24 protein-coding genes are annotated in these 26,673 nt (G+C 40.3%); 22 read left to right on the forward strand and 2 right to left on the reverse strand.

Annotated features, from left to right (window positions below):
* Nucleotides 1-170: 170 nt before the first annotated feature.
* From ACZ427_RS04690 to ACZ427_RS04795, 22 genes are all read left to right on the forward strand, one after another.
* Nucleotides 171-1,085: a DMT family transporter gene (locus ACZ427_RS04690; RefSeq protein ID WP_461179870.1), complete on the forward strand. Its 915-nt coding sequence runs from the start codon at nucleotides 171-173 to the stop codon at nucleotides 1,083-1,085.
* A gap of 196 nt (nucleotides 1,086-1,281) precedes the next feature.
* Nucleotides 1,282-1,743 (forward strand): chemotaxis protein CheX, encoded by a 462-nt coding sequence (locus ACZ427_RS04695; RefSeq protein ID WP_461179869.1) that lies wholly within the window; start codon nucleotides 1,282-1,284, stop codon nucleotides 1,741-1,743.
* A gap of 22 nt (nucleotides 1,744-1,765) precedes the next feature.
* Nucleotides 1,766-3,751: a chemotaxis protein CheW gene (locus tag ACZ427_RS04700; RefSeq protein WP_461179868.1), complete on the forward strand. Its 1,986-nt coding sequence runs from the start codon at nucleotides 1,766-1,768 to the stop codon at nucleotides 3,749-3,751.
* 19 nt (nucleotides 3,752-3,770) lie between these two features.
* Nucleotides 3,771-4,250, forward strand: coding sequence for a chemotaxis protein CheW (locus ACZ427_RS04705; RefSeq protein WP_461179867.1), 480 nt, complete (start codon nucleotides 3,771-3,773; stop codon nucleotides 4,248-4,250).
* Nucleotide 4,251: 1 nt separating this feature from the next.
* The gene (locus ACZ427_RS04710) at nucleotides 4,252-4,608 is read left to right on the forward strand and encodes a response regulator (protein ID WP_461179866.1); all 357 of its coding nucleotides are present in this window, start codon (nucleotides 4,252-4,254) and stop codon (nucleotides 4,606-4,608) included.
* A 68-nt stretch (nucleotides 4,609-4,676) separates the two neighbouring features.
* Entirely contained in the window at nucleotides 4,677-6,380 is a 1,704-nt protein-coding gene (locus ACZ427_RS04715; RefSeq protein ID WP_461179865.1) for a methyl-accepting chemotaxis protein, read from the forward strand.
* 532 nt (nucleotides 6,381-6,912) lie between these two features.
* Nucleotides 6,913-6,981, forward strand: coding sequence for a putative holin-like toxin (locus tag ACZ427_RS04720; protein WP_464883573.1), 69 nt, complete (start codon nucleotides 6,913-6,915; stop codon nucleotides 6,979-6,981).
* A gap of 439 nt (nucleotides 6,982-7,420) precedes the next feature.
* Nucleotides 7,421-8,638, forward strand: a complete 1,218-nt coding sequence (locus ACZ427_RS04725) for a CynX/NimT family MFS transporter (RefSeq protein WP_461179863.1) — start codon at nucleotides 7,421-7,423, stop codon at nucleotides 8,636-8,638.
* 69 nt (nucleotides 8,639-8,707) lie between these two features.
* Nucleotides 8,708-9,466, forward strand: a complete 759-nt coding sequence (gene pxpB / locus ACZ427_RS04730) for a 5-oxoprolinase subunit PxpB (RefSeq protein WP_461179862.1) — start codon at nucleotides 8,708-8,710, stop codon at nucleotides 9,464-9,466.
* A 43-nt stretch (nucleotides 9,467-9,509) separates the two neighbouring features.
* Nucleotides 9,510-10,736, forward strand: coding sequence for an MFS transporter (locus ACZ427_RS04735; protein ID WP_464883535.1), 1,227 nt, complete (start codon nucleotides 9,510-9,512; stop codon nucleotides 10,734-10,736).
* Nucleotides 10,737-11,022: 286 nt separating this feature from the next.
* On the forward strand, nucleotides 11,023-11,760 hold the full coding sequence (locus ACZ427_RS04740; protein ID WP_464883574.1) for a LamB/YcsF family protein: 738 nt from the start codon (nucleotides 11,023-11,025) through the stop codon (nucleotides 11,758-11,760).
* Nucleotides 11,761-11,809: 49 nt separating this feature from the next.
* Entirely contained in the window at nucleotides 11,810-12,751 is a 942-nt protein-coding gene (locus ACZ427_RS04745; RefSeq protein WP_461179859.1) for a 5-oxoprolinase subunit C family protein, read from the forward strand.
* A gap of 14 nt (nucleotides 12,752-12,765) precedes the next feature.
* Nucleotides 12,766-13,362 carry a pyroglutamyl-peptidase I gene (locus ACZ427_RS04750; RefSeq protein ID WP_461179858.1) on the forward strand — a complete coding sequence of 199 codons (597 nt, stop codon included), beginning with the start codon at nucleotides 12,766-12,768 and terminating at the stop codon, nucleotides 13,360-13,362.
* A 41-nt stretch (nucleotides 13,363-13,403) separates the two neighbouring features.
* Nucleotides 13,404-14,141, forward strand: coding sequence for a Cof-type HAD-IIB family hydrolase (locus ACZ427_RS04755; protein ID WP_461179857.1), 738 nt, complete (start codon nucleotides 13,404-13,406; stop codon nucleotides 14,139-14,141).
* Nucleotides 14,142-14,468: 327 nt separating this feature from the next.
* Nucleotides 14,469-14,651 (forward strand): cold-shock protein, encoded by a 183-nt coding sequence (locus ACZ427_RS04760; RefSeq protein ID WP_461179856.1) that lies wholly within the window; start codon nucleotides 14,469-14,471, stop codon nucleotides 14,649-14,651.
* A 275-nt stretch (nucleotides 14,652-14,926) separates the two neighbouring features.
* Nucleotides 14,927-16,447: an acetaldehyde dehydrogenase ExaC gene (gene exaC, locus ACZ427_RS04765; protein WP_461179855.1), complete on the forward strand. Its 1,521-nt coding sequence runs from the start codon at nucleotides 14,927-14,929 to the stop codon at nucleotides 16,445-16,447.
* 55 nt (nucleotides 16,448-16,502) lie between these two features.
* Nucleotides 16,503-16,862, forward strand: coding sequence for a DUF779 domain-containing protein (locus ACZ427_RS04770; RefSeq protein ID WP_461179854.1), 360 nt, complete (start codon nucleotides 16,503-16,505; stop codon nucleotides 16,860-16,862).
* Nucleotides 16,863-17,141: 279 nt separating this feature from the next.
* Nucleotides 17,142-18,182, forward strand: coding sequence for a hypothetical protein (locus ACZ427_RS04775; protein ID WP_461179853.1), 1,041 nt, complete (start codon nucleotides 17,142-17,144; stop codon nucleotides 18,180-18,182).
* 226 nt (nucleotides 18,183-18,408) lie between these two features.
* Entirely contained in the window at nucleotides 18,409-18,852 is a 444-nt protein-coding gene (locus ACZ427_RS04780) for an IDEAL domain-containing protein (protein WP_461179852.1), read from the forward strand.
* A 288-nt stretch (nucleotides 18,853-19,140) separates the two neighbouring features.
* Nucleotides 19,141-19,587, forward strand: a complete 447-nt coding sequence (locus ACZ427_RS04785) for an IDEAL domain-containing protein (protein WP_461179851.1) — start codon at nucleotides 19,141-19,143, stop codon at nucleotides 19,585-19,587.
* A 92-nt stretch (nucleotides 19,588-19,679) separates the two neighbouring features.
* The gene (gene aldA, locus ACZ427_RS04790) at nucleotides 19,680-21,122 is read left to right on the forward strand and encodes an aldehyde dehydrogenase (RefSeq protein WP_461179850.1); all 1,443 of its coding nucleotides are present in this window, start codon (nucleotides 19,680-19,682) and stop codon (nucleotides 21,120-21,122) included.
* 702 nt (nucleotides 21,123-21,824) lie between these two features.
* Nucleotides 21,825-22,994, forward strand: coding sequence for an IS256 family transposase (locus tag ACZ427_RS04795; RefSeq protein ID WP_461180031.1), 1,170 nt, complete (start codon nucleotides 21,825-21,827; stop codon nucleotides 22,992-22,994).
* A gap of 559 nt (nucleotides 22,995-23,553) precedes the next feature.
* Here the strand turns inward: ACZ427_RS04795 and ACZ427_RS04800 are convergent.
* Nucleotides 23,554-25,575: a penicillin-binding transpeptidase domain-containing protein gene (locus tag ACZ427_RS04800; protein ID WP_461178364.1), complete on the reverse strand. Its 2,022-nt coding sequence runs from the start codon at nucleotides 25,573-25,575 to the stop codon at nucleotides 23,554-23,556.
* A 109-nt stretch (nucleotides 25,576-25,684) separates the two neighbouring features.
* On the reverse strand, nucleotides 25,685-26,629 hold the full coding sequence (locus tag ACZ427_RS04805) for an LCP family glycopolymer transferase (protein WP_461178365.1): 945 nt from the start codon (nucleotides 26,627-26,629) through the stop codon (nucleotides 25,685-25,687).
* Nucleotides 26,630-26,673: the final 44 nt, after the last annotated feature.

A 26,673-nucleotide genomic window follows, 5' to 3' on the forward strand; every position in this document is an offset into this window, starting at 1 on the left:
AAAAGAAAATGCTGCTGAAAACATTTAGAAGAAGAAAGATGCGAGTGAGCATATTTTCTCCTGTAGTCCTGCTGTGAAAAACAACAATGCATAATCCATCTGTTTGGTTCAACCTTCATTAATTGCTATCATAGTCTGTAACAGATTTTTATAAAAGGGGCGGTTTCGTATTGAATAAATTAAACGCAACATTGAAAGATAATAAAGCAGCTATCTGGCTGCTTATTTTAGTTATCACGCTTATCTGGGGTTATGCTTGGGTACTCATGAAAGCAGCCCTGGATTATATGGGTCCGTTCACCTTTTCCACATTCCGTTTCAGTGCCGGGGCAGTTACACTGTTGGTGGTTGTCTGGATTTTTAAAATAGGATTGCCGCCGAAATCCTATTGGAGGCCTCTAATTATTGTAGGCATCTTGCAGACGGCAATCGTCTTTCTGCTTGTTATGTATGGATTGCGGTTTGTTGATGCAGGAAAGTCATCGGTACTACTTTATTCCATGCCGATGTGGAGCAGCTTACTCGCGGTAAAATTTCTCGATGAAAAACTCAATCCAGCTAAATTAACAGGTCTCCTTATCGGGATGCTCGGCCTGCTCACCATTTTAGGCTGGGATATTTGGGCAGGGCAAAGTCCGGAGGTAATCTTCGGTGAGGTGCTGATAATTATTGCTGCAGTTTCATGGGCGATATCCAATACATATTACCGCCTGAGGGTACAAGACCTGCCAAAAGTTCAAGCTTCTGCATTCCAAATGCTCTTTGGGGCAATCGCCATTACCATTGTAACGTTGTTTATGGAGTGGGGAGAACCTGTCGCATGGAACGCACAGAGTATCTATTATATTCTATTTACCGGTGTACTCGCCTCGGCTCTGTGTTTCACGGTCTGGTTCATGATTATCAGTAAAATTGATATGGTAAGTGCAACGATTTCAACATTACTTGTACCGATGTTCGGTCTGATCTTCAGCAGTATTCTGTTGGATGAGAAATTGACGGCGGGCGTACTGACAGGATCTATTTTGATAATCATCGGTATTATCATTGCTACAATCACAAAGAAAAATCCTCAATCCCAATAGTCGGGTTGGGGATTTTTTTATGTTGTATGTTTCTTGAATAATAAATTGATAATTTCGATTTTATTAAATGTCTAAATTAATTTCAAATACCGCCGATAATAAAATGGTAGGATGTTTTTACTGGGTCTTTATGGCTATCCGCTGATATAAAGGGTAGCTGTGCTTTGTAGCTGAACTTTATAAAGGAGTTGGTCATATGACAATACCGACAAAAGAAACGAGCAAATATGTGACGGTTATATTAAATGGGGTACTTCAGTCTTTAAATGCGGTTATCCCTATGAACCATGAGATAACGAGACCGAAATTGACGGAAGGCTCCTTGAACCTTCAATTTGGTGTGCTTATCGGTATCACCGGAGATGTAAAAGGAAATCTGATTCTGGCGGGGGAAATACCGGTGTTTGCATTAATAGGCCAGTCCATGTATGGAATGCCATTGGAAGGAGAAATGCTGGAATCATTCAGTGGTGAGCTAGGGAATATGATTGCCGGTGGACTTGCTACGAATATCGTTGAACATGAAATCAAAATAGATATCACACATCCAACAATTGTACAAGGGAATACTAGAATGTCAGGTTATGATAAAGCCATTTATATTTCTGTTCAATTTGAGGGAAGTGGGGAAATGGAGATGTATTTATTACTAGACTAAAGGGTTAGAAAGGAAGTATTGAATGGAAACGGATCAATACATCGATGTATTTCTGGATGAAAGTCGAGAGCATCTACAATCGGTTAATGATAATATTCTTCAATTGGAGAAGCAACCAAAGGATCTTACACTTGTAGCTGAAATTTTCCGATCCGCACACACATTAAAGGGTATGGCTGCAACAATGGGATTTGAAGATATTGTTGCATTAACACATCAAATGGAGAATGTTCTGGATAAAATACGCAACAGTGAGTTGGTGGTAACTGTCGAGCTGATTGACATCATTTTTTTAGCAATCGAAGCACTTGAAGAAATGGTCGAAGCAATTGGAGATGGCAATGACGGTGAAAAGGATGTTACCAATCTGGTTACTCGATTGGGGCAACTGGAAAGTGGGGCTGGTTTCCTGGAGCAACCACCCCAGTCGCTGGATAAACACTCCCTTCATGAGTTGGAATTGGATGAATTTCAAGCTTCAATCATTGCCGAGGCTGAAGAATTAGGGTTTCATACATATCAAATCACGGTGACCCTTACAGATGATTGTATTCTAAAAGCGGCGCGTGCCTACATGGTAGTCGAGGCATTAGAAGGTCAAGGCGAATTAATAAAGACAGTTCCCCCAGTGGAAAAGTTGGAAGAGGGGAATTTTGATCAGGATTTTTCATTATTTCTTCTATCAAATGAATCTTCAGAGAAACTAAAGGTGACTGTCAACAAGGTCTCTGAAATTAAGCATGTAGAAATTTTACCTGTATCGATTACCAAAAGAGAGAGCAACGTGATGGAAAATACCGTGAAAGAATCTGATACTTCTATCGAGAAAGAGAAAACTGCCCAGAAAAACCATCATTCTTCCAAAACAATCCGGGTAAGTCTTGATCGAATTGATGATTTAATGAACTTATTTGAAGAGATGGTCATTGACCGCAGTCGATTGGAAGATCTCACATCGCAAATTGACAATAAGGAATTGGAAGAGACCGTGGAACATGTTACAAGAGTTTCAGAGGATATGCAGAGCTTAATATTAGCAATGCGAATGGTTCCTGTTGAGCAGGTCTTTAACAGATTTCCCCGTATGGTACGAGGATTAGCGAAGGATTTAGACAAGGATATCAGCCTGGAAATTATTGGAGCAGAGACAGAACTGGATCGGACCGTAATTGATGAAATTGGTGACCCGCTGGTTCATTTGATTCGAAACTCGGTGGATCATGGAATTGAATTTCCATCAGATCGGAAACAATCCGGTAAACCGGAAGAAGGTAAGTTAATCCTTCGTGCTTATCACAGCGGTAATCATGTTTTTATTGATATAGAAGATGATGGGGTAGGAATTAACCGTGAAAAAGTCGTAGAAAAAGCGATAACAAACGGTTTACTTACTGTTGAAGAAACAAAAGAGCTGACAGATGATGAAGCATTCCAACTGATTTTCTCTTCTGGATTTAGTACAGCAGATCAAGTATCTGACATATCCGGACGCGGGGTTGGACTGGATGTTGTAAAAAGTAAAATAGAATCTCTCGGTGGGAGGATTTCTCTTGAATCGAAAAATGGGGAGGGCAGTAAGTTTTCCATTCAATTGCCTTTGACGCTTTCTATTTTATCAACCCTATTAGTCAAGGTGCAACTTGAAACATATGCTATCCCGCTTTCCTCTATCATGGAAACCGCGCTGCTGCAAGAAAGTCAGGTCATGTATGCACATGGACAAAAGGTTATAAATTTCAGGGGGAACATTATTCCGCTTGTTTCGTTAAGCAACGTATTTCAAGTTTCAGGCGATGAAAGTATCAAACAGGAATTTTATGCGGTTGTAATTGTGAAAAAAGGTGAAAAATTAACAGGCCTGATTGTTGATGAATTTATTGGCCAAAAGGAAATTGTTTTAAAATCATTGGGCAACTATCTTGGAGATGTTTTTGCAATTTCAGGTGCTACGATTTTAGGTGATGGACAGGTAGCTTTGATCATCGATCCAAATGCATTGATTAAATAGGAGTAGGGGGGACGTGAGAATGGAAGAAATCAAAAAGTTTATTGTTCTTAAGTTAAAAGAGCAATCGTATGGCGTTGATGTACAACAAGTTTTATCCATTGAACGGATGCAGGAGATTACAAAGGTTCCAAGAACTTCTGAATTTATTAAAGGGCTTATTCAACTTCGTGGGGAAATGACACCGATTATTGATTTAAAGGAACGTTTACGTATGGAGGAAACAAAGCGAACAAAAGACAATCGAATTTTGATTGTCCACATCGATGGTGTTCAGGTTGGCTTAATTGTTGATTCGGCAACAGAGGTGATTGATATAGATACGAAAGTAATTGAACCAGCACCAAAGATTATTGGTGGGGTTCATGAATCATTTTTGAATGGTGTAGCTAAGTTGGAGAAAGACCTCCTGATTATATTAGATTTGGAACAAATACTGAATTTTGATGAAACAAATGAAGTTCATGAAGTAATGGAAGAACAGGAAATGGGGAAATTTTAAAATGGCAAAAATATTAATCACAGATGATGCGGCATTCATGAGAATGCAGTTGAAAGATATATTGACAAGATTGGGACATGAAGTAATCGGTGAAGCAGAAAACGGGAAGGATGCGATAAAAAAATATCAGGAACTAAGACCTGAGCTTGTAACAATGGATATTACAATGCCACAGATGAATGGTGTGGAGGCTGTAAGGGAAATAAAAAAGCTGGACCCCTGTGTCAAAATCATTATGTGTTCAGCGATGGGACAGCAAGCGCTGGTTGTTGAAGCCATTCAGGCAGGTGCGAAGGATTTTATCGTAAAGCCTTTCACACCGGAACGTATTGGGGAAGCAATCGAGAAATTAATTTAATTATTTGGCAGTAAGGAAAACATGAAGATTTCTAATAATAATTTGGAAAAAGAATTTATAGATCAGAGGTGCAGGAATTGAAAAAAGGATTACACTTTAAAAGCATAAGAGCCAGAATACTGACTGGATTTGGAGTCGTTGTTTTATTGGTACTTCTTTTAGGTATATTTAACATACTTTCTACACAGAAAACAAATAACGACATGGAAGAAATGATGGACCATCAGCTTTCCTTATTAATAGCGGATGAACAATTAGCCTTTAATATGGCTGAGAGAACAAGTATAATCCGAGGATATTTATTATATGGAGACACGTTTTACAAAGATGAATTTAGCAGTGGAGTAGAAGAGAATATCGAATTGGAGAATTTTGTTCTTGAACACAGTGGTTCCGAGCAGGCTCAACAACTTATTGATAGAAAAATTGAGTGGGGGACCCTTACAGACGAGGTATTTGCAGCATATGACAGTGGAAATGAAGAAGAAGCGATAGAACTTATGGAAACTGAAGTTCAACCAATTGCCAACGAATTAATCGACGGTTTTCAGGAAATGGCCATGAATCGGGAAGCGGAAATAGAGGAAATGGGGCAAGAAGTCATTTCAATCGGTGAAACCTTTCTGATTGTTGGTACAATCATAACCATTCTTGTTGTGATTTTAGGTGTAACAGCTGCCATTTTCACTTCTCGAAGTATTAGAATACCGATTCTATCTGTGATGAAACGAATGAAGTTAATTGCAGCTGGGGATCTCACTCAGGAACCGTTAACGGTAAAGTCACAAGATGAAATCGGTGAGCTTGTTACAGCAATGAATGAAATGAATGTGAGTATGCGCGACATAATGAATAAAATTAATGAGGTGTCGGAAACTGTTTCAACACATAGTGAAGAACTGACCCAATCTGCTAATGAAGTGAAGTCTGGTTCGGAACAAGTGGCAACAACCATGCAGGAATTGGCAGCAGGTACAGAGACACAGGCGAACAGTGCCAGTGATCTGGCTTCTGTTATGGGATCATTCGCTACAAAGGTACAAGATGCAAATGATAAAGGTGAACGTGTTCAACAAAATTCAAACAAAGTACTGAAGATGACAGACGAAGGAAGTCAATTAATGGCATCCTCAACGTCCCAAATGACTAGGATCGACCAAATTGTCTTAGATGCAGTTAAAAAGATGGAAGGATTGGATACACAGACACAGGAAATATCAAAATTGGTTTCAGTTGTTCAGGATATTGCAGGCCAGACGAACCTGTTAGCTTTAAATGCTGCGATTGAAGCTGCAAGGGCTGGTGAACATGGAAAAGGATTTGCAGTAGTGGCAGATGAAGTGAAAAAGCTCGCAGAACAGGTATCTGTTTCAGTAACGGATATCACTGGTTTTGTAAGTACGATACAGGCGGAATCCAATGCTGTAGCGGAATCTTTAAATGCTGGCTATGCAGAGGTTGAAAAAGGCACAAGCCAAATCAAAACAACTGGCGAAACGTTTCATGAAATAAATGAGTCTGTCACAGAAATGGCAGACAGCATAAAAACAGTCTCCGCAAATTTATCTGATATTACAGCAAACAGTCAGCAAATGAACGGATCGATTGAAGAAATTGCTTCAATATCCGAGGAATCGGCTGCTGGAGTGGAGCAAACCTCTGCTTCTACGCAACAGACAAGCAGTGCAATGGAGGAAATAGCAGCTAGTTCAGACCAACTATCACATCTGGCTGAAGAACTTAACGGATTGGTACGCCAATTTAGGCTGTAAATAAATGTATGGATCGTTCGTTTTCATAGTTGGACGAATGTAGAAAAGAAGATTACTATAAAAAATTGCGCTGCAAAAATGGACTGCAGCGCAATTTTATTAATTTACATAAGACTCTTTAATTTTGGTGATAGAGAATAGCATTTCATGCGTCAACGGAAATATAAATATATTTGTATTCTGAAAAGGAAGACAATTGACTGAAGATGAAAATTTTCAAGTCATATGCATTACAATGATTTGTTGTCAAAAGCATATATTAGATTATACAAGCATGTAACATTGCTTGTTTGTATAGTATGTATCGAAAAAGTAACCACTTCTTCCTAAAATTACTTCAAGGGACATGGGTGTACAAAAATTTGTGCTCAATAAATGATATGCAAACAAATGTTCTGTTTTTATGGTTATTTAAACGATATCTATGCTATACTAATACCAAGATAACGTGGTTCTTGGAGAGGATCGGCTTACCCGCCACTTGAAAAAAGGGGGGGTGACGCATTTGGGTATATACGAGGTAATAATGATTATGTTCACGTTTGGCACGTTTATTATAGCGTTGCTGACACTTGTAATAAGAATGATCAATAAAAAATAGACCTCCCGATTCATCACCGTTGGAGAGGCCTATTCCCTGGATAGCCGAACCTCTTTAAAGGAACCGCTTATCTTATGGCCACAGTTGCAGCTGTGGCCTTTCTATTATATGCATCATTCTACCTATAGTATACCATATATCCGGTGATTTGGAATAGGGGACACAGATTTAAACCACACATCCTGGGACTGCGCTTACTCTTCCCATCGAAAAGCTTTGGGACTGCGTTTACTCGTCCCACCGAAAAACTCTGGGACTGCACTGATTTATCGCACTTAACACATTTTTGACAAGGGTTGGATGATCTGTGGCCTGCAGCCCTAAACCTATCGCTTATTGAAAAATATATGATTGCTACATCATTACCTGGAAAACTATCTTTTTCTTATGTACAATGACTATGCTATATTTATAGTTAGCAGAATTTTGGAGGTACAACATGGGTACAGATACAATAGAAGAAAAATCGGCAAAAAAAGTATACCGCTTTTTATTAATTGCTGGAATCATTGTCGTTGCGTTTAATCTACGGCCGTCCATTACCTCGGTAGGTCCGCTTATCGGAATCATTCGGGATGATATTGGTTTGTCCAATTGGAGTGTTGGAATATTAACGAGTTTGCCACTTATTGCATTTGCTATAATGTCACCGGTTGCACCGAAACTCAGTAACCGTTTTACAAATGAGCGGACGATACTTTTAGGATTAATTTTACTTATTATTGGGATCAGCATGCGCTCTGTATCATTCATACTATTTCTCTTTCTCGGTACATTGTTTATCGGGCTGGGAATTGCGATATGTAACGTACTTCTACCAAGTGTAGTGAAGGAGAAATTCCCAACGAAGGTCGCACTTATGACGAGTCTTTATTCGACTGCTATGGGAATATTTGCTGCGACAGCTTCCGGATTGAGTATTCCGATAGCATCTGGTATGAATTTGGGCTGGCAGATAGCTTTACTCGTATGGACAACCCCCGCATTGCTAGGGATTATTATTTGGTTTTATATTGTGAAAAAGAATAAAGCAAATGAGGCTGTTAAAATTAAAGCCGTTAACATTGCAGACAACCGAATGTGGAAATCTTCGCTTGCCTGGCAGGTGGCAGGGTTTATGGGGCTGCAATCCTTTTTGTTTTATGTGACGATCTCCTGGCTGCCGGAAATTTTACATAATTACGGTGTGAGTATGGCAACAGCTGGATGGATGTTATCATTTATGCAATTTATTGGATTGCCCGCCAGTTTTTTCGTACCTGTACTTGCTGGCCGATTTAAATCTCAACGTGGAATCGTATTAGTTTTGGGGGTATCAGCATTCAGTGGGTATGGTGGCCTGATTCTTGGGGACTCATATGCAGTTATGGTTATAAGTGTGATATTGATTGGCCTGTCATTAAGCGGTAACTTTGCCTTAGCATTGGCTTTTTTAAGTATGCGGGCGCGAAATGCAAGGCAGGCTGCAGAACTGTCAGGAATGGCACAGTCACTCGGATACGTATTAGCTGCAGTTGGACCGATGTTCATTGGGTATTTATTTGATATCACCCATGCCTGGACAATCCCCTTAGTAGTGTTGACAGGTGTTGTGCTTACTGTCATGAGCTTTGGTATGGGTGCTGGCAGGAACACGTATGTATTGAGTGAAAATTAGTAAACAAATGAGCTGCTTCAAACAAATTTTGAATATGAAAGACTATTTTCATAACTTTATCGGAGGTGAATGTCTGTGGATTTTACGATTCATGCAGTGGGTGATTCCGCAGTGAAAGTGGTTTTTTCCAAAGAAGTGTCACCTGAGTTAAACGCGGAGGTCCGGAGGTTCTGTGGGAATTTGGAAATAGCGGACATCAAAGGGATAGTCGAATGGGTGCCTGCATTCGATTCGGTAACAATTTATTATGAGCCACAACAAATTTTATATAAAGATATTTCAAAGGAAATTCACGGGTTACATCATGTCCACGTATCTGAGAAGTTAAACCCTTCACGTCTTATTCATGTCCCTGTTTTGTACGCCGGGGAGTACGGTCCTGATTTAATACGGGTGGCTGAATATAACCACCTGACAGTGGAGGAAGTAATTAAGATTCATCAACAGCCTGATTACCTCATATATATGATTGGATTTCTTCCGGGTTTTCCGTATCTTGGTGGACTTGATAAAAGCATTGCTGCGCCACGATTGGAGGAGCCGCGTACAAGGACATTTGCCGGTGCTGTTGGTATAGCAGACATGCAGACAGGCGTTTATCCGGTTGACTCTCCAGGCGGGTGGAATATAATCGGTAAAACGCCGCTTCAATTATTTGACCGTCATAGAGAAAATAATGCTTTTTTACTTCAGGCTGGTGATCGGGTTCGATTTTACAGTGTTTCCGAGTATGAGTTTGAAAAGGTGGAAGAGCAGATAAAAAACGGCGTCTATGATGTTCGGGTGGAAGAGAGGGATTACTCTCATACTAGGAAACCGAATGTGTAAAGGACAAGACAAACCGAATTTTAAAAATATGATGTAGCAGTGTATGCACATCAATGGAAGTGAATATATGCAGCATCGACCATATACCTTAAGAGATATTAATTTCTGGAAAATCACAGTAAGTTTGGCACTTGCGTCTTTTTTTGTTTTTGCGTCTATGTATGCTGTACAACCGCTTCTCCCTGTTTTTGTCGAAGTATTTGGCGTGTCGGTTTCTGAATCAAGTTTGACTTTGTCGTTGTCGATTGTGGGACTGATTATTGGATTGCTTGTGCTCGGAATTTCATCTGACCGTGTAGGCAGGACAGTGTTTATCCATCTTTCCTTACTGGGATCAGCCCTTCCTTTCCTGATAATGCCATTTATCGATTCCTTTTTTGTCATTATTGGATTAAGGTTTTTACAGGGAATTGCGCTTGCAGGATTACCTGCTGCTGCCCTGGCTTACATAAGTGAGGAAATTGAACGTAGGAGTATGGCTGTTGCTACGGTACTCTATATATCAAGTAACGCTCTTGGCGGCATGGTTGGACGGGTTTTCACCGGTTATGTTACAGATAATTATTCATGGGAGATGGCATTTATTATTTTGGCAATCTCTGGTGTTTTTATAGCAGGCGCAGTATTTTTTCTGCTTCCGAATTCACGCTTTTTCGAGTCTGGAAACTTGACGCTTCGAAAAGATTTGGAAGGATTTCTGTTCCATTTGAAAAATCCTTCTTTGTTACTTGTATTCGGGATTGGAATTGTATTGCAATATTCCTTTACTGGAATGTGGACTTACTTACCGTTTCACTTACAGGGAGAGCCTTTTTCCTTATCTCTGGAAGCCATCTCCTATACATTTTTTGCGTATGGGCTTGGAGTAATTGGCTCACCGGTTGCAGGTTGGCTTGCTGGGAAATTTGGACTGAAACCTGTACGGGTCGCAGGTCTTCTCGTTTTAACGCTAGGTATATTTTTGACATTAAGCCCGTCGTTAACGTTCATTGTGATTGGACTATGTGTTGCCTGCTTAGGATTTTTCACAGCACATTCACTGACAGCTACTTCAGTCAGTGAACAGGTGACACATCATAAAGGGAGTGCTGCAAGCCTATATCTGGTTGCGTATTATATTGGTGTATCGCTTGGAAGTTCTGCATTGGCTCCGGTATGGGGGCTCACTGGATGGGAGGGGCTGGTTATCTTTGTAGCCATCCTGCCTGTTGCCTATCTTGTTTTCACTCAAGTCATGTCCAGTTTAATAAGAAAAAGAAAAAGAGAGTAATAGATGAAGGGAAGAGCGAGCGGCTCTTCCCTCGAACTCAAAAAGTTGTGAACTCCTTCATGAACAAAAAACACCATTGTGACTTCTTACTTAAGCTTGGCAGGATATGCCTGTAGTTTCTCGAAGTTTTACTGAAAAATATGATATGATTATTTAATGTGTACATTAAAAATGTGGAAAGTAAATTTGAATAGATAGAATAACAGGTAAAAAAAGTGGAGAATGTGAAGTTCTATATAGAAGAGAGGGATAAAAAGTGGCGAAGCGGATTGATCTTAATAGTGACATGGGGGAGAGTTTTGGAGCTTATACGTTTGGTGCGGATGAGCGCTTGCTTGAGCATATTACATCAGCAAATATCGCATGTGGCTCCCATGCAGGGGACCCGAACGTGATGGATAAGACCGTTCGGCTGGCTAAAAAATATGATGTGGCAGTAGGAGCACATCCCGGATTTCCGGATATCGCTGGATTTGGTAGACGAATGATTGAATTTTCTCCTGAGGAAATTTACCGGTTGGTCGTCCAGCAAATTGGGGGACTGCAAGCTTTTTGTACCATTCATGATGTTAAAATGCAGCATGTTAAGCCACATGGCGCTTTATATAACCTCGCAGCTCATGACCGCCATACAGCAGATGCAATCGCTCGTGCGGTTTATGACCTGGACGAGGAGCTGATCCTTTTTGGACTGGCAGGTAGTGAACTGGTAAAATCGGGTCGAGATATCGGACTTCGTGTTGCATCGGAAGTGTTCGCAGACCGTACTTATCAGCCAGACGGGAGCCTGACATCAAGAAAAGAGAAGCATGCGTTGATTGAGGATGTAGCTGTTGCTGTTAAACAGGTTAAACGAATGGTGCGTGCTGGTAAGGTGGAAGCTATCAATGGAGAGCTTATAGCAATGGAAGCAGATACCGTTTGTGTCCATGGTGATGGGCCACATGCTGTGAGCTTCGTGGAAAAGCTGCGCACCGCTCTTGAAGAGGATGGTTTGGATATCGTACAGGTTAATCAGGGATAGAAGAAAACACCCCCATTCAAGTATAGGAAATAATGAAGGAGCTGAACCCATGCAAAGTCAACAAATATTCAATGTCATCAAACCTGGGGTGCTCACAACTTTTCAGGATTTGGGCCGCACAGGCTATCAGCGTTATGGGGTGCCAGTTTCCGGTGCGATGGACAGATTCGCACTTCAAATAGCGAATATCCTTGCCAAAAACCCCCATGATACAGCAGCTCTTGAGGTTACCCTTGTCGGTCCGGAGCTAAAAGCATGTACCCCGGTAACTATCGTTATTACCGGGGCAGACCTTGAACCTAAAATTAATAATTCTGTCATTCCAATGTGGGCAACGGTCAGGATGAATAAAGGCGATAAGCTGACATTTGGCAAGCATCATTCGGGGGTTCGAGCGTATATTGCTGTTGCTGGTGGCTTTGATGTGCCGGCTGTATTTAGCAGTCAATCAACTGATATGAAAAGCGGTTTTGGCCAACAGCTTGATGATACTTCAGCAATTAAAGGCTTTCCAACGAAAATTAGACAAGGGATTGGCCTGACAAAGCAGCTTATTCCCACCTATGAAAAAGCAATCGATGTAGCCGTGATTGAGGGACCTCATACAGATGCTTTTACAGAAGAAGGTCGTAGGAATTTTTTCAATACGACACATACAGTGGATGCAAATTCCAACCGGATGGGATACCGGCTGATGTCGGAAAAAATTACACGCAAGGAAAACCCGGCTATCTGGTCCGATGCTGTTCCTTTTGGAGGTATTCAAGTACCGCAAAACGGACAGCCAATCATTCTAATGGCTGACAGGCAAACGACTGGTGGATACCCAAGGATCGGTACGGTTATTTCAACGGATCTGCCAAAAATATCCCAACTCGTACCAAAGGGCGAAATGAAATTCTATCCGATTACGGTAGAAGAAGCCCAGGACCGCATTATTAAAAGGCAAAAATTCCTGTATAAACTGGCGATGTTCAGAAATTACTTATAAGAAGGTGGTCGCTCTTGAAAAAATTGCTACTTACAGGTTTCGAGCCATTTTTGGAATTTCCTATTAATCCAACGACTGAGATTGTTAAGATACTAAACCGAGAAGTAGTAAATAACTATGAAATTATAGGAGAAATTTTAGCCGTGGACTTTTATCAATCCGGTCAACAGTTAATTGAAATGGTCGAGAAACACCAACCGGATGCCGTAGTATCACTTGGTTTGGCAGCAGGAAGAAATTGCATTACACCGGAGAGGATAGCGATTAATTGTAATGATGGCCCGATGGATAATAATGGATATAAACCAGATGGGGAGAAAATATTCCTTGAAGGGCCGGATGGTTATTTTTCACAGTTACCTATCCAGGAAATGGCAGCAAAATTAAATGAGGCAGGCCTTCCTGCAAGGATTTCCAATACAGCCGGGGCATATCTTTGCAATAATGTTATGTACCATGGGTTACATTATTTTAAAGAAAATAATCTTAAAGGAAAGTCGGGATTCATACATATTCCAGCATCCCATGCATTGGCTGTCGAAAAGAATATGCCAAGCTGGTCTGAAGGTGACCTGCTTCGTGCTGTGAAAATCGCGATTGAATGTATGTAAAGCTGAAAAAATAAATGCCTGACTCATAGGGAGGAAAAGTTATGACGAAAAAAGCGATTAAAATTATTGCATTGGATATGGATGGCACATTATTAAACGATGAGCATGTAGTATCCGAGTCCACACAACAAGCAATTACAACCGCACTGGAAAATGATATTCATGTTGTATTGAGCACAGGGAGAGGGTTGAAGACCTGCTATCCGTACGCTGAAAGCCTAAAACTTACATCCTACCTCGTTACGGCGAATGGTGGGGAAATTTGGACGGTTGATAAGAAATTGTTGCAGCAGCATTTACTTGAAACCGAAAAAATTGAAAAGATGTGGAGGTTGGGAAAGGAAATCGGTCTGGAGATGTGGATGATTTCCACCTCAGGTGTCTTCAGGGAAGAAAGACCGGATAATTTCCAGGACTATAAATGGTTGAAGTTTGGTTGTAATTCCTTTGATAAAACAAAGCTTGATAAGATGGTAAAAGAGCTTTCCTATTTTGAAGGCCTGGAAATGACCAACTCACTGCCGACAAATGTGGAAGTCAATCCAGCAGGTGTCAGTAAAGCAGCAGCATTGAAATTTGTATGTAAGGAAATCGGAGTTACGATGGATAATGTGCTCGCTGTCGGTGACAGTCTGAATGATATTAAAATGATTCAGGAAGCAGGCGTTGGCGTTGCGATGGGGAATGCCCAGGAAGCAATAAAAAACGTTGCTGATTTTGTGACCGACACGAATAATAATGACGGTGTCGCCAAAGCAATCGAGCGATTCGCACGGTGAAGGAGAAAAACAGCCCCACTCTAATCATGGAGGGGGCTGTTTTTTCGAATCAGGCGGGGACAGCAGTGTTGCTGTCCATTTGCTCGACACCATTCCATCGAGCAACGTTAGATTATGCATAAGTATATACTAGCAGACAACACGTATATTATTGTAAGAACACGTCCATCCTTGAGACAGGTAATAAAATATTCAAAGCAAAACTGGAGGGCAACGAAGAATTACTGCTAAAGGGCTGACGATAAGCTGAATTTCTAACGATATGACCTTTCTTTGTTGATGAGAAAGGAGTATAATGGATAGTGTACCAGGAAAGGGGATGCAATTTTGTCATTTTCTCGAGGACCAAAAGAACCTGTTCCAGAAGTGGACACAAACGTGTGGGCGTGTACAAGTGATGAGTGTCAGGGATGGATGAGGGAATCATACAGTTTCGATGAGGAACCGCAATGCCCACTTTGTCAATCAGCAATGGCACAAGAAGTACGTGTGCTTCCAGAAGTTAAATAATCAATAAATGCTGAAGCTAGCTTTTTCGTTCAACTATTAACATGGTTTTATATATTTTTAAATTTTGACGTTGGTGATCCAGCGTCTTTTACTATTAATAGGCAGCTTCAGCAAAAGAAACCCTGGTCCATGGCGGATCAGGGTTTCTTTTACAGTACAAAGTATCTAATTGTTGATATTATTCTGAACGGTTTGATATAATCTAAGATAGAATTACAACTTGATTCTCATCCGGTTATTGTAAGCGATTTCATTATAAAAAGAGGAGGAATCATATGAGGTACGAAAATCCGAATACAGAAGGTTCGCTTGTTACCTTCAAAAAGAAATATGATAACTATATTGGCGGGGAATATCGCCCACCTGCGAATGGAAAGTATTTTGAAAACGTAAGCCCGGTAACTGGAAAAGTATTTTGTGAGATAGCAAGATCAACAAAAGAAGATGTTCAGTCAGCTGTTGATGCAGCAAATGCCGCCAAAGATGGATGGGGAAAAACTTCTGTCGCCGAGCGGGCAAATATTTTAAATAAAATTGCGGATCGTATCGAGGAAAATCTGGAAATGCTAGCCGTTGCAGAAACTTGGGATAATGGGAAGGCTGTAAGAGAAACATTAGCAGCTGATTTGCCGCTGGCGGTCGATCATTATCGTTATTTTGCCGGAGCCATTCGAGCACAGGAAGGCGGGTTAAGCCAGATTGATGAAGATACGGTAGCATATCATTTCAATGAACCACTTGGTGTAGTGGGACAGATTATTCCATGGAACTTTCCAATACTTATGGCTACATGGAAACTTGCCCCGGCGTTAGCCACAGGAAATTGTGTAGTTTTAAAACCGGCAGAGCAGACACCGGCCTCCATTCATGTACTTCTGGAACTGATTCAGGATTTGCTGCCAGCCGGTGTTCTTAATATTGTCAATGGATTTGGCGTGGAAGCAGGGAAGCCGCTCGCAACGAACCCGGGTATTTCCAAAGTGGCATTTACTGGGGAGACAACAACGGGACGTCTGATTATGCAGTATGCTTCAGAAAATATTATCCCGGTTACATTGGAACTTGGCGGTAAGTCACCGAATATTTTCTTTGCTGATGTGATGGATGAGGATGACGGCTTTCTGGATAAAGCTGTAGAAGGATTTGTCATGTTTGCCCTGAACCAGGGGGAGGTCTGTACATGTCCGTCCCGTGCGATTGTTCATGAATCGATTTATGATAAATTTATGGAACGTGTCATCGAACGGGTAAATCAAATTAAAATCGGACATCCACTTGATACAGAGACAATGATGGGAGCTCAAGCCTCTCTGGAACAAATGGAAAAAATCCAGTCATATCTCGATATCGGTAAACAGGAAGGTGCCGAAGTTCTTGTTGGCGGAAATGTCAATAAACTGGAAGGCGAATTGGAAAGTGGATATTATGTTGAACCAACTATTTTCAAAGGTGATAACAAAATGCGCATTTTCCAGGAAGAAATTTTTGGTCCTGTGCTTTCTGTAACCACTTTTAAAGATAAAGAGGAAGCAATGGAAATAGCCAATGATACATTGTATGGCCTGGGGGCTGGAATCTGGACAAGAAATATTAATACAGCCTATCGCTTCGGGCGTGGTATTCAAGCAGGCCGTGTCTGGACAAACTGTTATCACCAGTATCCTGCCCATGCAGCATTTGGTGGATACAAAAAGTCCGGGATTGGCCGGGAAAACCATCTCATGATGCTTGGACACTATCAGCAAACGAAAAATCTGCTAATTAGTTATAGTGAAGGAGCGGCAGGATTGTTTTAATGGTATTCCCTTTTGCATAGATTATTAATGTCAGAAAAGAGAAAGGGTGGTGAAAATGGTTGAACGTGTTACCGTGACGGATGAGGCGCTGGATTTAATCAATACACTCAAGGAAACGCACGGGCCGTTGATGTTTCATCAGTCCGGCGGCTGTTGTGACGGCAGTTCCCCAATGTGTTATCCCAGGGACGAATTTCGTACGGGTGATGCAGATTATTTACTTGGGGAGATCGGAGACACACCTTTCTATATAGCAAAAGATCAATACGAATATTGGAAACATACACAGCTAATTATCGACGCTGTTGATGGCCGTGGTGGAATGTTTTCATTAGAAGGACCTGAGGGAAAACGATTTTTATCAAGATCCCGGGTGTTTACGGAAGAAGAAAGAGCAGAACTCGCAGGTAATTAAGTTAGATGAAACCGTCAAATTTCTAATCGGGAGATTTGACGGTTTTTTTACGTCTCACAACTAGAACTGATAGTCATTGCATACAATGAAAGTAAATGGAGGTATATCCGTGTTATTATTTTAGTTTAAATCATATACTAGTATTGTAACTGTAAAAATGTTGAAAGCACACCCCCTGCTTAAACTGCAGTCTCAGATATTGATATTTATAAATCACCTGCTTTGAAAGATATACATAAGATATAATAGCCCAATAAAACATAAAAAGGATGTGTCTCCTTGAATAACCATAAGTATTATGTAAGCGGAAATACCGCTGAAGGTTTTATTAATTTTCTTCCTTCAAATGTGAAAGATTTTAAGCAGGTTATTATTTTAAAACACCCTTCATTAGCATTAAAAACAGCCATTATAGAAAAAATAATCCACCGATCCAATCAACAAGCAGAAATACTTTTAAGTGCACAAGGAAATAAATATCTGGATGGTGTTATTATCAGGGGGAAGTCGTTGGCCATTATTGATGATAAAATTGCCACAGATGACCTTGCCGGTTCAATTGAACTTGATCTGAGCTTATTTTTGAAAGATAAACTTTATTTGACGGATGACTATATGGAAAAAAACAGTCAATATCAAAACGAAATCGGCTATGCGCACGCCAACTTTGCTGAAGGATTAAAAATCCACGATGACCTGGAAGAGATCTACATTGATGAAATGGATTTTGAAAAGGCGGATCAGCTTACGAAAAAATTCATAACAAATCTTCTGCAAGGTGCACCGAAGAAAAATCAATCTGCACATGTCTACCATAGGCTTTTTGGTACAAATACTTCTGATGGTGTCGTAAATGTAGTTCTGCATCTCATACAAAATATCTCCAACGTTTACCATGTCAAAGGCAGAGCAGGGACAGGTAAATCTACCTTCATGAAAAAAGTCGCTAAAGCCTGTGAAGATTATGGATTTGATACAGAGATATACCACTGCAGCTTTGACCCAAACAGCTTAGATATGGTACTTGTACGAGAGCTTGATTTCTGCATGTTTGATAGTACAGATCCCCATGCGTTTTCCCCTCAGGCAGAAGATTCAATAATGGACTTGTATGAAGAGACAGTTACCCCTGGTACAGATGAAAAGTTTGCCAGCAAAATCAATGAGGTACACACAAACTATAAGTCTCGCATGAAAAAAGGAATTCAGCACCTGAAACAAGCTGGAAAACATTTAGACAGACTGGAAGAGTCCCATAGGTTTACGGATACAGAATTGGCAAAAATAACAACCTTTATTACAGAAAATATATTTAATTAAGCTGGTCAGACAGATTCGCTTCCGGGATACTGCCCGAATTTAGAGCGTAGTTAAAAAGGTATAAAATCTTTTTACTGCATAAGTGCAACTTAGGCTTTTGCCGTAAAATCACGGCGAAAGCCAAGTTTTCTAATAATTTATTAATTTACTCTTGATATTTACGTAAAAATAATGTAAAATTAATTAACTGAAAATTTAGATACATAAAATTAGGGAGGTGGAATGGGTGGTAACTGTAAAAATGTTAAAGCCATATTATATTAAAGCCGAAGAAGATGTGGTGCGAGTCATACTGGCATATCAATACTTTTCCGTACTGATTAATAAGCAGGTCTATCAATTTATCCCCGTCGAAGCGAAGGAGATACGCATTAATCGAAGAACCAAAAAAGTCGAAAACATGGAGGCGAAATTTGCATTCCAACATGAAAAAGATATCGTCTATATGACAATTGCTGAATTAATTTCCCTTCCTGATTTCTTAGTACAATTGAATGGCATTGCTGAACCATATTATGAGAATGAGATAAGCGTTGATTCTGATAAACAAAAAACTGAAAGCGCTATCTTTATACGGGAATTAGAAAAACAAAATATTAAAAGACTGATTGATAAAGCGCTGGATGACCGCGATGAAGTAACATTTTATCAATTAGCTAAATTATTATAAATACCAAAGCATTTCCTGGTCAAAACGGGAAATGCTTTATTATTTAGCAGTTAATAAAATATAAAATCTTACTGGATAAGTTCGGACGAAGCCACACACCTAAGGTTTGGCAAGATCCAGGTTTACAACAAAAAACAGCGAAAGTAGAAGAAAATCAGTAAATTTAAAAGCAATTTGTTCTTTATTAAGAATAAAATATGTAATTTAAGACTTTCATATCTATAGTATATTTTATATAATGTTCTTTAAAAAGAACAACTTAAATTAAACCTTAATGGAGGGGCTGATATGAAAGTATCTTTGAAATTACGAAACTCCTGTCACATTAAAGCTGATTCCATGCATATTCAAGTGATGCTTGGCGATTCAGATATAACGGCAATCATTAACGGACTGAATTTTTCTTTTACACCGATGATTGCTAATGAAATTAAGATCAATCAGAAGAGCAAGCAGATTGAAAATAGAGATGCGTTATTTGCTTTTCAAAAGAAGAAAGACATCATAAGTATGACAATGACGGAGCTAATCACAGTACCAGGTTTTTTACCACAGTTATATAACCTCATTGAACCATACTATAATATAGAGGCAAATGTTGAATATCCAGATGAAAAGACCGAGATGATTGTTGAAGAATTACAACAAAAAAATATAAAAAGGCTTATTGATAAAGCACTGGATGAAAAAGATGAAGAAGCTTTTTATTTTTTAATGGGATATATGAAAATATAGAACTTTCACACTGTAAAAGCACAACTTCCTTGTTTAACTGACCCTCCAACGTGGAAGAAAATAAGTGATTAATAATCTTAGGAGGGCATTTCATGCGACCACATCAGATTTACATCAATGGGGACTATATGAAATCCAATAATGATAAAACAATAGACATTATAAACCCCGCTACTGAAGAAGTAATTTCAAAAATATTTGATGGAACAGAGGAAGATGTTAATAAAGCTGTAGCAGCTGCTAAAAAAGCACAAAGCAGCTGGGAACAGACGCCTGCAATCGAACGTGGAAAAATTGTTCGCAAACTGGGTGAAAAACTGGAAGAAAACCGTGAAACATTTGTTGATTTGCTTCAGGAAGAACAGGGGAAAGATTTTGAACTGGCTAACGGTGAAGTGGATTTGGCAATCGATTATTTTCAATATATGTCCGAATGGGCGCGCAGAATGGAAGGCGAAATTATTCCAAGTGACCGTCCAAACGAAAATATTTTATTATATAAAAAACCAATCGGTGTGATTGGGGGAATTGTGCCATGGAATTTCCCTGTATTCATCCTTGCAAGAAAAGTGGCTACCGCATTGGTCACAGGATGTACCATTGTGTTAAAACCAAGCCAGAAGACTCCGAATACGGCAGCTGAATTTACGAAGCTGGTTGATGGTCTTGAAGCGATTCCGGACGGCGTTTATAATTTCATCACTGGAACTGGCGGCAAGCTTGGAAATGCAATAGCTTCCCATCCGGATGTGGATATGATTTCCATGACGGGCAGTGTCAAAGCAGGAACAAAAGTAATGGAAGCAGCCGCACAAAGTATTACAAAAGTAAATCTGGAGTTAGGAGGGAAAGCCCCGGCTATCGTAACAGAAAATGCTGACCTTGATCTAGCTGTCGAGAACATTAAAACATCCAGACTTGCAAACAATGGACAGGCTTGTACAAACGCAGAGCGCATCTATGTCCAAGAATCAGTAGCTGATGAATTTAACAAAAAACTGAAAGCAGCTTTTGAAGCTACTTCGATCGGCAATCCCCGTGAAAATAAAGAGGCAGAGATGGGACCGCTTATCAGCAAAGATCGTCTCGAAGAAGTGGAAAGCATGCTACAGGAAGCGGTAGATGCAGGTGGAGAGGTTGTAACAGGAGGAAATCGTCCATCACTGGATAAAGGGTATTTCCTTGAACCAACCATCGTAAAAAATGTGAAACAGGACAGTAAAATTATTCAGGAAGAGATTTTCGGTCCAGTCATACCTGTGGTGCCATTTAAAACCTTGGAAGAAGCCATCGATTATGGAAATGACACGGAATATGGCTTATCTTCCTCTGTTTATACAGAGAATTTGAATGAGGCAATGAAGGTCGTGAATGAACTGAAATTCGGTGAAACGTATGTAAACCGGGAGAACTTTGAAGCGGTTCAAGGATATCATGCGGGCATGCGCAAATCCGGTTTAGGCGGAACTGACGGAAAACATGGCGTCGAAGACTTCCTTGTTACACAAACCGTTTATATGCAGTATAAAAAATAAGAAACAAAAAAGGAGTTGGATTTTAGGAAAAGTAATTCACTTTTGATGGAGATAAACTGAATTAACAAGCATACCAAATCGCATAGTGATTGGTATGCTATTTTATCATTAACCAGCTGTAAGTGGGAGCTCCAATTAGTATGTTACTTTTATTGCTAAATTGAAGTCTATTTGTAAAAGAGCGTTGAAGGATTAATCTATTGACCGAATAAGAGTTTCTCCTCAGCGTTCGGTCATTCATCACCCCGATGAGTGACCGAGTGATGGCTTTTGCTATGCGTTCGGTCGTTCAACCCCTCGATGAGTGCCCGAATGATGGCTATTGCACCTCGTTCGGTCGTTCATCCCGTCGATGAGTGACCGAATAACGGCTATTGCTCCTCGTTCGGTCGTTCATCATCTCGATGAGTGACCGAATAACGGCTATTGCTCCGCTTTCGGTCGTTCATCCCGTCGATGAGTGACCGAAAGACGACTATTGCTCCGCGTTCGGTCGTTCATCATCTCGATGAGTGACCGAATAACGGCTATTGCTCCGCTTTCGGTCGTTCATCCCCCCGATGAGTGACTGAATGACGGCTATTGCTCCGCGTTCGGTCATTCATCGATTAAGTCCGTATAATTGTGTAAAAAGGAAAAAGGGCCACATTAATTCCTATGATACAATGTTTAACAACCACGAAAAACAAGGAGGAATTAATGATGACCCAGTTACAGTTTAACCTAGATATGGACTTTTTAAAAGAATCATTAATGAATTCGAACATTGATAACGTTGTTAAATCAACTATTGTTCTAGTTTTGAACGAGTACATGGAAAAAGAACGTGATGAGTATTTAAAAGCCGGTGCTTATGAACGTTCAGATGAACGTCAAGATTATCGGAATGGCTACTATGATCGAGATTATATGTTGAGTATTGGAAAGGTTAAGTTACATGTACCTCGTACTCGCAGTGGGGAATTTTCAACTACTGCATTTGAAAAATATAGACGTTGTGATCAGGCATTTGCTTTATCTATGCTTGAAATGGTCGTCAACGGTGTGTCCACTCGAAAGGTAAAAAATGTTGTGGAACAATTGTGTGGTGAATATGTCTCTAAGTCCTTTGTATCCTCACTCACGGAGAAACTGGATCCCATTGTGAATGAATGGGCAAATCGTTCTTTAGGCACCGAATACTATCGGTATATATACGTAGACGCTATGTATATCAAAGTTCGTGAGCATCATAAAGTGGTATCTAAAGCGGTTTATATTGCTACTGGGCTTAACGAAGGAAATAAAAGAGAAGTACTAGGTTTAAAAGTAAGTCATGAAGAAAGCTACGAAGCCTGGAATGAATTTTTAAGTGAACTCATCGCGCGTGGTTTACAATCACCAAAATTGGTTATTTCAGATGCTCATTCCGGACTAAAAAAAGCTATTCCGAAGGTGTTTATCGGAACTTCATGGCAGCGTTGTACCGTTCATTTTAAGAAGAATCTTATTGATGAGCTGCCAAAGAAAAGCATGAATGATGTAAAGGAAGAATTAAAACAAATTTTTGATGTAACTACACCTGAGAAAGCAAGAAAACGAAAAGATGATTTCGTAAGTCGTTACCAAGATAATTCTAAGCTGAATAAAGTTATTGATAACCTGGAGAATGGTTTTGATGATGCCATTCAGTATCTAAATGAACCACAAGAATACCAAAAGTTTATTCGTAGTACAAATTCCCTCGAACGACTTAATCAAGAGGTAAGACGCAGGGAAAGAGTGATACGTATCTTCCCTAATACGCAATCAGCATTCCGTCTGATTGGAGCTGTATTAATGGATTATGAAGAAGAAGAGCAAAAGAAAAGACCCATATTCAAAAGGGACTAGCATGGCCTGATCGCGCGCGAAAATTTGTTTTGGAAAGGAGGGGTACCCCTCCTTTCCAAAACAAATTCAACTAAATACTATAAAGTGGTTGTAAACTTGTAAATAGAATTTTACACAATAAAAGGTACTTGACTCATTCATCCCGTCGATGAGTGACCGAATGATGGCTATTGCACCTCGTTCGGTCATTCATCCCGTCGATGAGTGACCGAATGAAGGTTGGGCCTCCGTGTTCGGTCGTTCATCATCTCGATGAGTGACCGAATAACGGCTTTTGCTATGCTTTCGGTCGTTCATCCCGTCGATGAGTGACCGAATGATGGCTTTTGCTCCGCGTTCGGTCATTCATCACTTAGATGGAGTTATTAAATGACCTGGTATTGTAGTTAAGCAATCAAATATTAGGTATAAAAAAACGCTTGGAAAACCAAACCAAGCGTTTTTGTTCGTTAAATCAATCGTTAAAATTGGTGTTAAACTTCATGCTATTTATTATGTTATTTAATATTCACAATAAGTGAACCACTTACCTTTAGGAAAAGCTCCTTTTTCATTTCAATTATTTTAATTCATTCAATAGATCAGTTGCAGTTTGGACGAGATATCCACTTTCTTTATCCTGAGTTTGTTCCATCATCATGGAAAGCATCATATCCTGATCTTCTGTCGGATAAGCGACAAACCAGCTGTTAATCCCACTGTCTTCATCGTCGGCAGAAAGTTTCAACTCTGCGGTACCGGTTTTCCCGGAAATAGGGAAGTCAGCTTCCTGTGCTTGTGTTGCTGTTCCATCCGTTACAACTGTTCGCAAAGCATCCTGTATCAAATTAGCCTGATCTGCGGTAATTAAGTCTTCCTGCCAAATCTGTCCTGTTTCTTCAGAAGTCAGTAAGGTCGGTTTGATCATATTTCCTTCATTCAGCAAAGGTGTATAGGTCGCTGCTAAATGAAGGGCACTCATCTCAATCTGCCCCTGACCGTAGCTCGTATTGGCGAGCATGACATCATCTTCTATTGTTCCATCCGCTGAGATAGTTGATTTTTGGATTGGGTATTCATATGGCAGTTCTTCGGAAAAACCAAAATCCTCCAGTCCTGAAATAAATGCCTCACTTCCAATTTCCAGTGCCTGCATGGCAAAATAAATGTTATCGGAACGTACCAATGCATCCTTCAGATCGACAGGACCGTCTGATTCAGAAACCCGTCTCACTTCATAATCTCCCCAGCCTTCTCCATTACTCCATGTCAGCCCATTGATTTCAATCCCTTCATTTGGATCAATGGTGCCATCTTGCAACCCGATGGCTGAAGTTACCGGTTTTATCACGGACCCGGGCGCATAGGTTGCTGCAAAACGGTTAAGTGTCGGCTGTTGTTCATCATCCTGAAGATCACCCCAAAAATTTGCGGTCGTTCCATACATTGCTTCATTTGGATCAAATGACGGGCTGCTGACAAGTGCCAGTGTTTCACCAGATTTCGGATCCATGATCGTTGCCGTACCTGCATCACCATCATAAGCTTCATATACTTTTTCCTGTACATTAATATCAATTGTAAGTGTAATTGTTTCGCCATTTTCCACAGGCTGTTCGGCTAATACAACTTCTTCCTCTTGATTTGTGACGACAATTTTGATTCCTTCCTGGCCCTTTAATTCCTCTTCATAAAGTTGTTCCAATCCTCGTGCTCCGATAAGGTCATTCGCATCATATTGACTGGAATCCAAATTTTCCAGGTCTTCTTCGGTAACCTGTTTTAAATAACCAACCAGATGCATCGCTGCTTCACCAGAAGGGTAGATTCGGCCAGTTACCTCACGTTCTGTAACACCAGGAATGTCCCACAGGCCGCTTAACTCATTTCTTTTTTCTTCCGTGATTTTTTTAATTGGTACAAAATGTTCTGGTTGGACCCAACTGGCATTTATAGCCGAGTCAACCGCATCAGAAGACATATTGAGTATATCAGCCAGTTCATCTGTTGTCTGGTCGGGGCTGTCTCCCATCTGTTCCGGAATGATACCAATTTCATAAACATTTCCGTTAAGTGCTAAAGGCATCTGGTTGCGGTCATAAATTTCCCCACGGGTAGGCGCTTCCGTTTGAAAACTTATTTCTCCACCATCCCTTAACTCCGGAAAAATGAATCCGGGATCCCACTGAACATACCAATTTATCCCTTCCTCATCGTCTTCTTCGCCTTCCTGGATGAGTGTTGCGTCATAATCGAACGTAATCGGGCCGGCGATGGTTTCCATTTCGACATGGAGTGGGAAGGTGGCAGTACCTTCATCCATCGCGGATTCCAATTCTTCCTCTGTTAATTCCTCATACGTTATATTTAAGTCGGAAACATCCAGGTCTTCATAAATTTTAGTATAACGATCAACCATTTCTTCTGTCGGATAGGTCTCTTTTGCTTCTGTTGAAAGCATGTCATACATGTTTGCAAATTCTTCATTCTTCCACTGTTCGATAAAGGTATCAAACCGTTCATCCGGTTCAATCTGCTCTTCGGAACATGCCGCGAGAAAAATGAATAGAATGATTGATAAAGATAGTGCAATTTTTTTCATAACTAACCCCCACATTCATATAGCTTTATATATAGTATATCACGATGGCCGCCTGAAAATAGAATGTAAAGAAAAAGTCACGCTGATAATTTTCAGGTGACTTTTTCTATTATCGTGCTTCCATATGACTGTTTATTTCTGTGGAAATGCGATTGAACTCAGAATCAGGTGCCACTAAATACCATACACCATTAATCATTTGTCCGCTTCCACTAAATTCTAATGTTTTATTATTTCCTAACACACCACGGTAATCAAGGAACAATGTCTGCATCTTATCCATATCCAGATCTGTTGTTACATTATCACCTAGAATACCAAGAATTTCACCGACTTTCGTTACACTTGAGAAGCTTGCTGCTTTATCCATTGCAGCTGAAACCACATCACGCTGACGCTCATTACGGCCCAAATCACCACGCGGATCATTTTTACGCATTCGAATGTAATCCAATGCCTCGCTTCCGCTTAATTGTATTTGTCCTTCAGGGAATGTGTTCCCACCTTGTGAAAAGGCCATATCATTTGTGACCGTAACACCGCCAATTGCATCAATACCCTGCTCGAAGCCTTCCATATTAACTCTGGCATAGAAATGTACCGGAATATCGAAAGCCTCTTCCACGGTTTGGACAGATAATTCAACGCCGCCAAACGCATACGCATGATTAATCTTGTCCATGCCACGTCCAGGTATATTAACGTAAGTATCCCTTGGAATGCTTAACATCTGCATCGAATTTGTATTTGGATTTGCCGACATCAGAATCATTGTATCCGACCGACCGCTATCACCACTTCGCTGGTCGACGCCAAGTAATAGAATATTAATGGAATCCTTGTCGCTGAAAAGTTTTTTTATTTCTTCCTGCCGTTCCGGATTGTTGTCTCTTTCTAATGGATCGTGCATGGTCGCAACCGTATTCCCAAGCTGATTATAGAGATAGAAGGCATAGCCTCCTACCAGTAAAATCAAAGCAAGAATAATACCTCCGACCCAATATGGCCATTTACGTCTTTTCTTATTATATCTTTTATCTGATCTTGAACTCACTCGTATTCTCCTCTGTTACATACCCGTTGCCTTTAAGAAACAAC

It is taken from the genome of Virgibacillus ainsalahensis, assembly GCF_055380755.1.

Bases quoted from the DNA above. Each gene is read 5' to 3' on its own strand.
- ACZ427_RS04735 (WP_464883535.1), top strand. From the start codon at position 9,510: ATGCACATCAATGGAAGTGAATATATGCAGCATCGACCATATACCTTA.
- ACZ427_RS04795 (WP_461180031.1), top strand. From the start codon at position 21,825: ATGACCCAGTTACAGTTTAACCTAGATATGGACTTTTTAAAAGAATCA.
- ACZ427_RS04770 (WP_461179854.1), top strand. From the start codon at position 16,503: ATGGTTGAACGTGTTACCGTGACGGATGAGGCGCTGGATTTAATCAAT.
- ACZ427_RS04710 (WP_461179866.1), top strand. From the start codon at position 4,252: ATGGCAAAAATATTAATCACAGATGATGCGGCATTCATGAGAATGCAG.
- ACZ427_RS04800 (WP_461178364.1), bottom strand. From the start codon at position 25,575: ATGAAAAAAATTGCACTATCTTTATCAATCATTCTATTCATTTTTCTC.
- ACZ427_RS04700 (WP_461179868.1), top strand. From the start codon at position 1,766: ATGGAAACGGATCAATACATCGATGTATTTCTGGATGAAAGTCGAGAG.
- ACZ427_RS04740 (WP_464883574.1), top strand. From the start codon at position 11,023: ATGGGGGAGAGTTTTGGAGCTTATACGTTTGGTGCGGATGAGCGCTTG.
- pxpB (WP_461179862.1), top strand. From the start codon at position 8,708: ATGTCTGTGGATTTTACGATTCATGCAGTGGGTGATTCCGCAGTGAAA.
- ACZ427_RS04745 (WP_461179859.1), top strand. From the start codon at position 11,810: ATGCAAAGTCAACAAATATTCAATGTCATCAAACCTGGGGTGCTCACA.
- ACZ427_RS04725 (WP_461179863.1), top strand. From the start codon at position 7,421: ATGGGTACAGATACAATAGAAGAAAAATCGGCAAAAAAAGTATACCGC.
- ACZ427_RS04705 (WP_461179867.1), top strand. From the start codon at position 3,771: ATGGAAGAAATCAAAAAGTTTATTGTTCTTAAGTTAAAAGAGCAATCG.
- ACZ427_RS04785 (WP_461179851.1), top strand. From the start codon at position 19,141: ATGAAAGTATCTTTGAAATTACGAAACTCCTGTCACATTAAAGCTGAT.
- aldA (WP_461179850.1), top strand. From the start codon at position 19,680: ATGCGACCACATCAGATTTACATCAATGGGGACTATATGAAATCCAAT.
- ACZ427_RS04695 (WP_461179869.1), top strand. From the start codon at position 1,282: ATGACAATACCGACAAAAGAAACGAGCAAATATGTGACGGTTATATTA.
- ACZ427_RS04755 (WP_461179857.1), top strand. From the start codon at position 13,404: ATGACGAAAAAAGCGATTAAAATTATTGCATTGGATATGGATGGCACA.
- exaC (WP_461179855.1), top strand. From the start codon at position 14,927: ATGAGGTACGAAAATCCGAATACAGAAGGTTCGCTTGTTACCTTCAAA.